The sequence below is a fragment of the Pseudomonas sp. GP01-A4 genome (assembly GCF_058780865.1).
Genome location: NZ_JBYSWF010000020.1, coordinates 26,180 through 37,976, shown reverse-complemented (window position 1 = coordinate 37,976; position 11,797 = coordinate 26,180). Strand labels below are relative to the sequence as shown.

Annotated in this window: 10 protein-coding genes; 4 read left to right on the top strand and 6 right to left on the bottom strand. The window is 51.0% G+C overall.

Features of this window, described 5'->3' with window-relative positions; all coding sequences use genetic code 11:
• Positions 1-16: 16 nt before the first annotated feature.
• Positions 17-733 (bottom strand): HNH endonuclease, encoded by a 717-nt coding sequence (locus tag AC3WKX_RS14095; protein ID WP_102605191.1) that lies wholly within the window; start codon positions 731-733, stop codon positions 17-19.
• A 99-nt stretch (positions 734-832) separates the two neighbouring features.
• Positions 833-1,363, bottom strand: coding sequence for a BRO-N domain-containing protein (locus AC3WKX_RS14090; RefSeq protein ID WP_102605190.1), 531 nt, complete (start codon positions 1,361-1,363; stop codon positions 833-835).
• Between the two features lie 492 nt (positions 1,364-1,855).
• Between AC3WKX_RS14090 and AC3WKX_RS14085 the strand changes: the two genes are divergently transcribed.
• The 4 genes from AC3WKX_RS14085 to AC3WKX_RS14070 are packed head-to-tail and all read left to right on the top strand — an operon-like array spanning position 1,856 to position 6,332.
• Complete coding sequence (locus tag AC3WKX_RS14085) at positions 1,856-2,959, top strand: DNA adenine methylase (RefSeq protein ID WP_102605189.1); 1,104 nt, start codon at positions 1,856-1,858, stop codon at positions 2,957-2,959.
• A gap of 2 nt (positions 2,960-2,961) precedes the next feature.
• On the top strand, positions 2,962-3,687 hold the full coding sequence (locus tag AC3WKX_RS14080) for a hypothetical protein (protein WP_102605188.1): 726 nt from the start codon (positions 2,962-2,964) through the stop codon (positions 3,685-3,687).
• Positions 3,680-4,657 (top strand): beta-ribofuranosylaminobenzene 5'-phosphate synthase family protein, encoded by a 978-nt coding sequence (locus tag AC3WKX_RS14075; protein ID WP_158244090.1) that lies wholly within the window; start codon positions 3,680-3,682, stop codon positions 4,655-4,657. Before AC3WKX_RS14080 ends, AC3WKX_RS14075 begins: the two co-directional genes overlap by 8 nt.
• Positions 4,650-6,332 (top strand): non-canonical purine NTP pyrophosphatase, encoded by a 1,683-nt coding sequence (locus AC3WKX_RS14070; protein WP_146014439.1) that lies wholly within the window; start codon positions 4,650-4,652, stop codon positions 6,330-6,332. Before AC3WKX_RS14075 ends, AC3WKX_RS14070 begins: the two co-directional genes overlap by 8 nt.
• Positions 6,333-6,445: 113 nt before the next feature.
• Here the strand turns inward: AC3WKX_RS14070 and AC3WKX_RS14065 are convergent, their stop codons facing one another.
• From AC3WKX_RS14065 to AC3WKX_RS14050, 4 genes are all read right to left on the bottom strand, one after another.
• On the bottom strand, positions 6,446-7,696 hold the full coding sequence (locus AC3WKX_RS14065) for a ribonucleotide-diphosphate reductase subunit beta (protein WP_102651166.1): 1,251 nt from the start codon (positions 7,694-7,696) through the stop codon (positions 6,446-6,448).
• 470 nt (positions 7,697-8,166) lie between these two features.
• Positions 8,167-9,450 (bottom strand): ABC transporter substrate-binding protein, encoded by a 1,284-nt coding sequence (locus AC3WKX_RS14060; RefSeq protein ID WP_003214355.1) that lies wholly within the window; start codon positions 9,448-9,450, stop codon positions 8,167-8,169.
• Between the two features lie 37 nt (positions 9,451-9,487).
• Complete coding sequence (locus AC3WKX_RS14055; RefSeq protein ID WP_003214353.1) at positions 9,488-10,744, bottom strand: DUF1479 domain-containing protein; 1,257 nt, start codon at positions 10,742-10,744, stop codon at positions 9,488-9,490.
• A gap of 127 nt (positions 10,745-10,871) precedes the next feature.
• A complete protein-coding gene (locus AC3WKX_RS14050; protein WP_003214350.1) occupies positions 10,872-11,735 on the bottom strand; it encodes a helix-turn-helix domain-containing protein in 864 nt (287 codons plus the stop codon).
• Between the last annotated feature and the right edge of the window lie 62 nt (positions 11,736-11,797).

Below are 11,797 nucleotides of genomic sequence, written 5' to 3'. Positions count from 1 at the left end.
CTCTGACAGCAGGAGTTTACTCCGGTATCAATCTAATGATTTTGGAGTAAAGCCCTTTGGTGAAAACATCCCGGTCGCTCGACCGGTGACACCGCTGATGGCAGTTGGGGCACAAGGCTACAGCATTGGTGATGCGATCCGAACCCTTCTGGGCAAGGTGCTTGACATGATGCACTTCAAGAAATGGCTCGCCGTTGTCTAGCTTAAACGGGGCATCCAAGCCGCAACCTTCGCATTTGCCTTCCGCCTGCTGACGTATCCACGCCCGCACCACCGGATCGCGTACGTAGGATGTGCTGGTGGTGCTGACCTGTTGCGGCACAGCGATGCCTTCAGGTTCAGTCTTGATGGGTTTGCTTTGAAGCTTTGCCGCGCGCCGCTCAAGTGTCTCTTCATCAAACGTTGGGGCATTGTCTTCAGATTCAACGATTCCCCGCTCTGCGAGTATTCGACGAATACGAGAAACTATTCTTGAGCCGACATTGTGTGCAGCGGTGTAGCCAGTAATCGACTTTTGATTCAGCGTCTCAAACACGGCAGAAATATTGCGCATACGGTAGTCGACCGACGCTTTGGAACGAGCGCTCAGAGCACCGGCTAACAAAAGAGCGTGCTCCGCTGACTTTTTAAACGGCTGGCCAGCATTCTCCAGCTTTAACATTTTTAGATAAGCGTCGACGGAAGCTTCAAGCTCCTCATCGGTCCATCCGATATTGCCTTTTTGTGTGTCCATACAGCTGCCGAGGGTAGAAAACCCTCGGACGATACTGAGTGGCCATTATTACGTCTATGAAATTTCCTACGGCTCACTGGGATTCTGGTGTCGCCAATATCAGGAAGTTCGCTGCCTCATTCGGAGCGCCTGAGTGAACTTCCGCCACCACGGAGTCCTTGCTGACGCCTTTCGGTAGGTGGGATTCACCAACATATGCGGCATGTCCCGAAGCCGTATCCAGCCCTCATCTTGCCAGTGCAGCAGATTTAACGACATATCAGGCCAATCCAACATGCTCAACAGAGGCCGCTCCACCGTTCTTGGTTGGCGGTCGTCGCGCAAAGTCGGAACGACTTCATGAGTAAGCCAGCTACGCAGTAGGCGATTCCCCGGAGTGTAGTGATAGACCAGCAAAGCGTAAGCACCGGACTCGCTGATCATCAGCATTTCTTCCGGCTGACCGTGGAACAGTAGTTTTATGGTTTTTCGTTGATCTTCATCGAGCTTGCGAGTCGTTCGCTCATCTAGATACCACCCCATCAAACGCCCAAGATCGCGAGCGCAGAACCATGGTTGGTTTTCAAGAAGGAGGGCGTGCAGAGAGAGGTTTTGACGAATGAAGACAGCAGGAGCGAAAGGATCATGCATGGCCCACCTCCTTGATCGGAGGCGCTTGGAGGGTGGCGCTTACGTAGTAGATAGCCTTCGCGAGGAAGGTGAAAATTCTAGGCATTTCCATTACCTCTGTGTGATGTCAGCTTTCTTAGGGCTGGGTGCCGGGAGTTAAGAAACCCCACACAGAGGGCCGGACATATTCCCCTTTCGGGTCTTGTATTAGCCCACTCCCGGCATAACAGAGATTTTCGATGCCCACGGGGAAACCGTAGGCACAAAAAAGCCGCTACTGTCGGGTGCGGTCAGTCCGCTGTGTGAGGTGTTTCTTAGGCACCAACAGCTAGCGTATGGGCCTCATGGGGGAAGGTCAAGCGGATGGCACAAATGCTGAGAGCGAAAAGTGGGCATAGAAAAGTCAATCATGTGATGGCATTTTGCTTTGGTATGAGTAATATGCGATATCGATGGTAAATGCCGTCATGATGTAAAATTGTCGGCATCTAGCGAATTAGTGAAAATTTAAGAATGTTTGAAGAGAATAATCAAATTGCCACTGAGCAGAAATATACAAAAAAAAATCCCGGCGAAGTGGAGCAGGAATTTTTCTTTCCTACAACTCGATACTATGGCAGTAAAAAGAGACTTTTAAGCTGGATTTCGTCTGCCGTAGCTGATTTAGAGTTTGAAAGCGTTCTTGATGTGTTTGGTGGTACTTCGACAGTTTCATTGCTGTTCAAGTCACTAGGGAAAAAGGTTTTCTATAACGATATTCTATTGTCAAGTAGCTTGCAGGCTCGGGCTCTACTTTCAAATCAAAGTGCTGATAATATTGAAAATATCATAAGTGATTTTTGCTCTGGTGTTATTCCTTGTAATGGATTTATAACAGAAAATTTCAAGGATGTATTTTATACCAGAGAAGAGAACGAGTGGCTGGACGGAGCGATAAATTCACTTGAAGGGAAGAGAGGTACTTTAGAATACGCCGAAATTTTTTATTGTTTGCAGCAAGCTTGTATTCAGAAAAGACCTTTTAATCTTTTTCATCGCAAAAACTTATATATACGCTTGAATAACAATAAGGATACGAAGTTTGGTAACTGGGCAACTTGGGAGCGCAGCTTTACGGAACTGATGCTGCGAGCAGCTAAAGAGCTTAGAAGTACAAGATGGGCTTCTCGTTTCGAGCCAGTCATATTGGATAGCGCAGATGCTCTTAGTTTGACTCCTGGTTATGATTTGGTTTATCTCGATCCACCCTATGTACCTACAATGCGAAAAGATATTAGTTACTTGGAGCGTTATCATTTTCTTGAGGGGCTTGCGAGTCCTCAGTCGTGGGCAGAAAAGATAGATTGGGAGAAACCGTCTCGAGTATTTAGGAGGGTTGAGGAGATAGACCGATGGAATACAAAATCAAGCTTTAAAGAGAATTTGTTTGACTTAATTCTGCAGCACAAAAATTCTATTGTGGTGTTGTCTTACGTTGAGGGTGCGCATCCATCGCTTTCTGAGCTAGAAGATTTTTTTAATAAAGCTTTCTCCGTGTGTGTTGTACATAACAAGTCGCTGTCTCATGCTCTATCTTCGAAAACAAAAAAAGAGTTGTTAATCATTGGGAGACCATAGTTATGGACGAAGGGAATCGTTGGTTGAAAGTTAATGTTCACTGGCTGGTATTGATCGCGTTCTTGGTTTTGTTTTTATTATTTACTTGGGTTCATTACAGTTCAGATCCGCTCGCTGATCCAAAACTTTCTGCTTTTGTCGGAGGGTTGGCAGCTGCTTTTTTTGTCGCCTTTGTGCAGTTTGGGTTGCAAATGTATCAGCAAATGCAAATGGCAAAATTTAGAAAGCATGGAGTATTGGATTTTCTTGAAGATCGTACTGATAGAGAATTTTATAGAGGATTGATAAGGAGTGCGAAGAAAAATTCTAAGATCCAAGTTTTAGGCGTAACCTCTAATCGGATGCTTGGTGATTTTGCAAACTTTAATGAGGAGAAGTCGCAGGATCTAATACATGCTCTAGATAATGGCGTTGTTGTAGAAATACTTCTGCCAAAAATTTCAAGATTAAATGTAACTCAAGCAAGCGACTTTAAGAATAAGACATTGGTTACTGCTGATAAGCTTTCGGAAAGGTTTTCCGGGAGTTTTTCCATTAGGTATTTTGACTCGCCGGCCTCTCATAGTATGTTTAGTAGCGGGAGTAAATGTATTATAGGGCCAATATTTCCGGATAAAAGTAGTAAGGATACGCCTGCAATTGTGTTTGATAAGTTTGGGAGTTTTGTAGAGCCATATATTCAGAACTTCGATAGCCTGTGGGCAAGATCGGATGAGCGGTATGAGTGATTTTATCATTGTCGCTCCATCTAGAATTCATATGAATTTATTATCTATGGGCTATGAAGGGTATAGGCGAAATGGGGGGTTAGGGTTTGCCATAGATGGATGGGATACAGTTTTTAAGTGTTTCAAAAAAGGCAGCAATAAGGTTGTTGATCAGAGAGACTCAAGTTTGTGCTCGGAGGAGCTTGGAAAGCTCAGCGTTTACTTGGATACCTTGTATTTAGACTTGGGGTTGCAGAACAAGGTTGATGTTGTGATTTGCGCTGGGCCAAGACCGCACTCAGGGCTAGGTGTTGGTACAACCACTAAACTGGCTCTGGCCGAGGCCCTAATGTTAGCAAATGGTCGGAAATATGAACCGTTGGATCTAATTAAATTATCCAGGCGCGGAGGTACATCAGGAATAGGTATAAATACGTATTTTTCTGGAGGGTTCGTTTTAGACGTTGGTGTTACTGACAAGGACTTGGTTTTCGGTCCGTCGGCGAGCAGAGCTTCACTGAGTTTTTCATCTCCAAAAGTAATTATTAAAGCGCCGATGCCTGCTTGGGATATAGGGGTGTTGCAGTCTCCTAGTAGTAAAGAGATGTCAGGGAAAGATGAAGAGGAGTTTTTCTTAAAAAATACGCCTGTTGCGGTCCGTGATGTTGAAGCTGCTTGTTATCATGCGGTTATGGGAGTCGCATCGGCTGTTTTAGAAGGTGACTATGAGTGCTTTTCAGACGCTATTCGTAATACTCAGGTATTGAAATGGAAAAGCCTTGAGTGGGCAGAACAGTCTGGCGCTACTAATGATGCAAGGCGGTGGTTGGAGGCGCATGGGGCTATATCTATCGGTTTGTCTAGTTTTGGACCTGCGTTGTATTTTACTGGAAGTAAGTTGGAGGAGCTTCTAAGTCTAGATGTTCCTGGTGATTGGCAATTAAAAATTGTCAGGCCTAACAATGTCGGGCGAGTAGTTTCTTATGTTTAAAATCATATTTCTGACTTCTAGCAAGGTGAAAATATCACATTTTTCATATTTGCTTAGGGACTACGATGTCGAGCTTATGCCTCCTCCTGATTATGGAAAACCTTATATAGAGCCTCGAATATACGATAGGCAGAAGTTGCTCGAGCTTAGTTTAACTAGTGCTAATCAGCGCCTCGCTAGAAAAGCTGCGTTTAAGGATGAGTCTGATACAATTACTCTTCCAATTGACCTGAGTACAAGCGTAGAAAATTTTTTTATTCCATCTGATCATCAGAATAGAATTTTTTTTCTTGAGGATACTTCGGTTGTAATTGAGGCTTTAAGCCGAGGAAGAGAGTATCCAGGCGTCGATATTAAATACTGGATGCGTGATAATGACTTTGAAAGTGTAGATAAGCAGCTTAAGCGGAGAAAAAATAATCGTCATGTTTCCGTTCGCTCTGATTTGGTTTTGTATCTTCCTCCTGCTTTGCGAGATAAAAATGAGGGGGCAATATACAAAGTCTTTACCGGCAAAAGTGAGGGGTGTATAACGGAGGTTGAAGAGTCTTTTGAAGTTAATTCTCTATATCCATGGTTGGATAATAAAACATTTAACAAGTGGTTTGTTCCAGATGGTGAGGTTGATGTGATCAGCCGATTACCTATTGAAGTGGCTTTGAAGCACGATTTTCGTAAAAAAGCTTTAGACCAGATGCTGGAGTTTTTAGAGAGTAAAAAAGTTGTTAGAAGAACTGAGGTCGTACCACAGCAGGTGCCGTACTCGCAGATTGAATTGTTCCCCTCGTCTGACTTCATATTTTGTGGGCCCACATGTTCCGGTAAAACTGTACTTGCTTTCTTTATATCTAAAAAATTTGGCTATTTGCACATAGAGGCAAGTGATTTCATGAAAAAAGTATTTCATGAACGTCATGGATTAGATAGCTCTTTAGATATTCATATTTTTGCTAAAGAAACGTTGGTCTCTGATCCTGGGATTATTGCGAATCAAGTGGCAGACTATATTCTCAAAACGCAGCCTTATCGATTTGTTGTGACGGGATTTCGCAGCTCTGAAGAAATAAAAGTCTTACAAGGTCGATTAAATCGACAGGACATTAAGCTTGTTTATATTGATGCGCCGGTAGATGTGCGGTTTTTGCGTAACAAGGCTAGAGCCCGATCAGATGTAGCTGGCGATATTGATGAATTTATTGAGAGAAATGCTGTTCAGAATAGTATGGGGCTGTTGGGTATAAAAAAAATATCAGTCGTGGTTGAGAACGACAGCACGTTGTTTAGATACTTGCGGAGTATGATCAGACGGTTTGTTCCTTCTGAGTCACATATAGATAATGTTAGGCATACGTTAGATGGAGTGAGTGCTTATCTTTCGCTTGAGAAAGTAATACTTATTTCATTGTTGTTAGAGGAGCAGTCTGGTAGAACCCCACTTACAACTTCAGAGATTGCGCGTTCCATCACTGCTAGCTTGCTTTGTCTGAGAGTAAAAGCTGATGGTGTAGTGGTTTTGGTAAATAAAAATAATGTGAGTCGTTATTTTAATCAAAAATTTAGTGTGAATTTTAAAGTTGTGAAGGTTGATAAAGTTATTAGGTATCAACTTTCTCAGACAGGCAAAAGCGCGGCAGTTGCGCTTCTGAAAGAGCTTTCGGCTGGAGGTCGTAGATGACAGAGATTTTATATCGATTGATTTTGATTTTAAAAAAAAGGCCCTGAATCTGTCAGGGCCTCTGATTTTGTACTCTACGCTTTGCGCGAGAGATTTGCGGCTAAACTGTTGGGTTAATCCCAGCTCAGCGCACCACCAGTCTGATACTCGATCACACGAGTCTCAAAGAAATTCTTCTCTTTCTTCAAGTCCATGATCTCGCTCATCCACGGGAACGGGTTGGTGGTGCCTGGATACTCTTCCTTCAATCCAATCTGCGACAGACGACGGTTAGCGATGAACTTGAGGTAGTCCTCCATCATCGCCGCATTCATGCCCAACACCCCACGCGGCATGGTGTCACGCGCGTATTCGATCTCCAGCTGAGTCCCTTGCAGGATCATCTGGGTCGCTTCTTCCTTCATCTCGGCATCCCACAGGTGCGGGTTTTCGATTTTGATCTGGTTGATCACATCGATACCGAAGTTCAGGTGCATCGACTCATCCCGCAGGATGTACTGGAACTGCTCGGCCACGCCGGTCATTTTGTTGCGACGGCCCATGGACAAAATCTGGGTAAAGCCGCAGTAGAAGAAGATGCCTTCCAGTACGCAGTAGTAGGCCACCAGGTTGCGCAGCAGCTCTTTGTCAGTCTCAACGGTACCGGTTTCGAACTTCGGATCGGAGATCGAACGGGTGTACTTCAAGCCCCAGGCAGCCTTTTTGGCGACCGATGGAATCTCGTGGTACATGTTGAAGATCTCGCCTTCATCCATGGCCAGCGATTCGATGCAGTACTGGTAGGCGTGGGTGTGGATCGCTTCTTCGAAGGCCTGGCGCAGGATGTACTGGCGGCACTCCGGGTTGGTGATCAGGCGGTACACGGCCAGTACCAGGTTGTTGGCGACCAACGAATCCGCAGTGGAGAAGAAGCCGAGGTTGCGCATCACGATGCGACGTTCGTCGTCGGTCAGGCCTTCCGGATTTTTCCACAGGGCGATGTCGGCGGTCATGTTGACCTCTTGCGGCATCCAGTGGTTGGCGCAGCCGTCGAGGTATTTCTGCCAGGCCCAGTCGTACTTGAAAGGTACGAGTTGGTTGAGGTCGGCGCGGCAGTTGATCATGCGCTTTTCGTCAACGGCGACGCGGGCGGCGGAGCCTTCGAGTTCGGCTAGGCCTTCGGCGACGTCGAGTTTGTCGAGGGCGGCCTTGGCCCGGATGATCGCGGCGGAGTCATTGGCGGTGACGGCGCGGGCTTCGATGGCGGCAGCAGCGCCGGCACCGTCGAGGCGGTCCATGTTGGCTTCGGTGGCGTGGCCGGCGTTGGCGCCTTTGGCAACTACTTCGCCGTCTTCTTCTTTGTCGAATTCGTCCCAGCTCAGCATGACGTGTCGTCTCCTGCGTGAGGGCTCTAAGGTGCCCGTGTGAAACCGGATGGTGGGGTGTTCACACGGCCCAAAGGCCGCGGTGGATCTTAAGGAATCGTTTGTTGCAGCTAACGCACGCATTAAACGGAATCAGGGTTACGGGTGTTCTGCTTGAGGCTTGAGGGGCGGAGCAATGCTTACTGGCTCCAGCGGGGGCCTCAGGTCTGGCTCTTCGTCCCAGTGTAAAGGGATATTGCAGGCCCGATTTACCCGCGCATTATAGGGAAAAATTCGACTTTGTGTTGCGGCGGATGGTCTCGGTGAGCGGCCAAAATGGTGGTGTTTGCAGCCAAGGTCCGGGTTTACAAGGCTTTGCCTGGCTTGGATTTTTTTGACGGGCGGTAGGCGTTTGTTTCAGCGCGCCGAACTGGGGCAGATTCGGTCTGGAAGTTCTTGCGCCGTTTGGCGCAAGAACGGGTCGCGGGGGGTTACTGGGCTGCGGCTTTGATGCTGGCAAACATCTGCTTGCCAGCCTTGGCGGGGTCCGCGTCTTTATTGCTCATGAAGTTGCTGACCACATCAAACACCGCCCCTTGCACCGCCTGGGACGTGGACATGTTGAAGGCCATGCTCGGCTCCAGCGTGCCGGCGTTCTCGGCTTCGGCGAAGTCCTTGGCGGAAGCCTGGGCACAGCTGTCGAACTGGCTCATGTCCAGGCCCTTGATCACCGGGATGGAGCCTTTGTTCTGGTTGAACACGCTCTGGAATTGCGGCTCCAGGGCGATCTTGGCCAGGTCGTCGCGAGCCGCGTTGTTGCCCGGCGTATCATTTTTACTGGACGGTTTGAACATGGCCAGTGAGTCGATGGTGTAGCTATAAATGCCTTGTGAGCCGGGGAAGGGCACGCATTCATAATCGGCCCCGGCTTTTTTACCCGCCGCGGTCCACTCACTCTTGGCCCAGTCCCCCATGATTTGCATGCCGGCCTGGCCATTGATGACTTTGGCGGTTTCCATGTTCCAGTCCTGGCCTGCGCCGTTGGGGTCCATGTAGGTCTTCAGCTTGCGCAGCGCGACGAAGACTTCGGTCATTTTGGGGCCGGTGAAGGTGGCTTCGTCGTTGTCGATAAAGGCTTTCTGGAAGCCATCGGCGCCCAGGATGCTGAGCACCAGGCCTTCAAATACGGTGGTGTCCTGCCAGGGTTGGCCGCCGTGGGCGATGGCGATGAAGCCGGCGGCCTTGAGTTTGTCGCCGGCGGCGTAGAGTTCTTCCAGGGTGGCCGGGGCTTTGGACACGCCGGCTTTCTTGAGCACCTCGGGGTTGATCCATAACCAGTTGATGCGGTGGATGTTGAGCGGTACGGCGACGTAGTGGTCGTCGAACTTCATCAGTTGCGCAATGCTTTCGGGCAGCAGGCTGTCCCAGTGATTGGCCTTGGCGACGTTGTCGACGCTGGTCAGCAGGCCCAGCTTGCCCCACTCCTGAATGTCCGGAGCTTTGATCTGCGCGGCAGAGGGCGGGTTGCCGGAGACGGCGCGGCTCTTGAGGACGGTCATGGCAGCAGCGCCACCGCCGCCGGCCACGGCACTGTTTTGCCAGATGAAGCCGTCTTTCTCGATCAGTTGTTGCAGCACCTGTACAGACTTGGCTTCCCCGCCCGAGGTCCAGTAGTGGACGACTTCAACAGTGCCTTTGCTGTCGGCTGCGTGAGCGGCGAACGTGCAAAGGCTGGCGAGGGAGATGGCAACGGCAAGGCGATGGGGGATTTTCATGTGGGATAACCCTTTTTGTTGTTTTGGGGAGCGGTGCTTATTCCAGCCCCAGCCCTTTGCGGCCGAGGGTGTTCAGTTGCGGCGTCATGAAGCGGTCTTTCCACTCTTTCTCGTAGTCCTCCCGGGCGAAATCATCCGGTGAGGCCCCTTGCTCGAACGCCCTGAGCACATCCTTGGCGTACCGCAGGTTTTTCGGGCACATGGGCGCGGCGGGCACGTACATCACGTTGCCCCAGCCCTGTTGATTTTCGACGGGGGCGACGCTGTGGATCACGTCGCAGTGCCACCACACCGAATCGCCGGCCTGCACGTCCGGAATCGGGGTCATGCCCTGGACCAGCAGCGGGTGCCATTTCTCTGAAACTGGCAGCACCTTGCCCGGCGCAACGCCGCACAGCTCATCTTCGGGGACATCGTCCAGCAGCGGGCGCAGCAGCATGTAGGCCATGGCCTTGGGGATCGGCAAGGTATGCAGCACGCCCTGGTCGGCCTGCATGTCGCACAGTGCGGTCCAGCCCTGGAAGGTGCGGAAGGCCGAGCATTTCACCGTGTCCTTGTAGGCGTATTCATCGACTTCGGTGCGATGGGCGGCGTCCCAGGGGTCGTAGGACTTGAAGTCGTTGCGGTAGATCTTGTCGAACACCTTGAGGTAGGCGGGGTGCAGCCAGCGTTCCAGGGCGCCCGAGTCGGTGTGCGGGCCAAGCCCTTTGGAGCTGGTGCCCGGTGGGCGGCGGCGGACGCGGTCGGGGTATAGCGCATTGATGTCTGGGTCGAACCATTGCCGGCCTTGGGAATCGTAGGTCCACAGGCGATTCAGGAACGACTGCGCGGCGCCCATGCGCTCGTGTTGGCGCAGTTGCATCTGGGCGTCGGACCAATAGATCGGGAATATCTCCGGGCGCGAGGCTTCGAGGTTACCGAAGAAATTGTCGGCCGGGCCGCGATACACCTCGTCGAAATGGTTGTGGTCGAGGTAGTCCAGCAGGCTCTTGTCCCACCCCAGCACTTGTTCCCTGGGGAAGTGGTTGCGGATCACCAGGCAGCCCCTGCGCTTGATGATTGCCCGTTGTGCTTCGGTGACCTGGCCGTTGGCGATGGTTTCAAAGTCAAGCTCGGGCCAGGCGGACTGCTGTGCCTTGATCGAGGCGATTTCAGTACTGATGAACTCGCTGACCTCGGCGAACAGCGTAGGCACATCGCCGATCTGCGCGCGCAGGGCCTTTTTCATCGCGACGATGCTGCGCTTGTAGTCGTCCGGCAGCTCGGCGCATTCGAAGGCGTGGTAGTTGCTCATGGGGTGACCTGTCTTGTTGTGTGCATACAGGTATGGAATCACCCCGGCCCGCCTGGGCGGCAGCCTGATTTGGCGCGTTGAGCAGTACGATTGTGGCGTTTGTTGTAAGGCGTATAGAAGAATCGGCTTATTGAAAGTGATGCCCGTGTTGAAGCCGAAACTGTGACGGCGTCATGCCCTTGTGCGCCTTGAACTGCCGATTGAACAACGCCTGGGAGGCATAGCCGACCTGTTCGGAAATCGCGCTGACCGCCAGGTTGCCCTGCATCAATAAAGCGCAGGCATGTCCGATGCGTAGCCGGACGATGTAGTCCAGCGCCGTGCAGCGTGTGTGTTTGCGGAACATGCGATGGAAGGCTGAAACGCTGACGCAGGCCATTTGCGCCAGCTCGGGAATGCCGACAGGTTGCGCATAGTGGCCGTGCAGGTAGTCCAGGACGCGGCGGATGCGCGCGTCTTCAACGATGTGAGGGGCGGCGTTTTCCGTCGCGATGCGCTGCGCGGCGATATCCCGGGACAATGTGTTGAGCACGGTAAGCAACGAGATCAGTCGCTGGGAAGCGTCTTGCTCGACCATGGCTTCGATCACCGGGCGCAGCGCCCGGGACGTAGCATCACTGAAACTCAACGCCTGTCGCGCAGCAGCCAATAGCGCGCGCGTCGACCCCATCTCCGGAAACAGTTGCACCAGCGAGTCCGCCCAGGCCTCGGAAAACCAGATGACCAGGGCAATGTGCGGTTTGGCGGGGTCGATCAGCTCGGCGGAAGACCAGCTATGGGGCACGTTCGGGCCCACCAGCACCAGGTCGCCGTCATCGTACAGCGCCACATCGTTGCTGATATAGCGGTGCCCGCGGCTGTTGAGGGTCAGGGTCAGTTCGTATTCGGGATGGTGATGCCATTCAAACGGAATCGCTTCCGGTAGACGCCTGTTCAGCAGGGTCCAAGAGGTGTTCGCCTCGGTGGGGATTTTTTCGAAACTGGCTCGCATGAATGCATCCTGCCTTGCAGGTGAGGTGGCGGCGCCACAATCGTAGCATTCGATTCAAGCGG

Excerpts from the sequence above, each read along its gene's own strand:
- AC3WKX_RS14080 (WP_102605188.1), top strand. The coding sequence starts at position 2,962 with ATGGACGAAGGGAATCGTTGGTTGAAAGTTAATGTTCACTGGCTGGTA.
- AC3WKX_RS14065 (WP_102651166.1), bottom strand. The coding sequence starts at position 7,696 with ATGCTGAGCTGGGACGAATTCGACAAAGAAGAAGACGGCGAAGTAGTT.
- AC3WKX_RS14050 (WP_003214350.1), bottom strand. The coding sequence starts at position 11,735 with ATGCGAGCCAGTTTCGAAAAAATCCCCACCGAGGCGAACACCTCTTGG.
- AC3WKX_RS14075 (WP_158244090.1), top strand. The coding sequence starts at position 3,680 with ATGAGTGATTTTATCATTGTCGCTCCATCTAGAATTCATATGAATTTA.
- AC3WKX_RS14055 (WP_003214353.1), bottom strand. The coding sequence starts at position 10,744 with ATGAGCAACTACCACGCCTTCGAATGCGCCGAGCTGCCGGACGACTAC.
- AC3WKX_RS14060 (WP_003214355.1), bottom strand. The coding sequence starts at position 9,450 with ATGAAAATCCCCCATCGCCTTGCCGTTGCCATCTCCCTCGCCAGCCTT.
- AC3WKX_RS14095 (WP_102605191.1), bottom strand. The coding sequence starts at position 733 with ATGGACACACAAAAAGGCAATATCGGATGGACCGATGAGGAGCTTGAA.
- AC3WKX_RS14090 (WP_102605190.1), bottom strand. The coding sequence starts at position 1,363 with ATGCATGATCCTTTCGCTCCTGCTGTCTTCATTCGTCAAAACCTCTCT.
- AC3WKX_RS14070 (WP_146014439.1), top strand. The coding sequence starts at position 4,650 with ATGTTTAAAATCATATTTCTGACTTCTAGCAAGGTGAAAATATCACAT.
- AC3WKX_RS14085 (WP_102605189.1), top strand. The coding sequence starts at position 1,856 with ATGTTTGAAGAGAATAATCAAATTGCCACTGAGCAGAAATATACAAAA.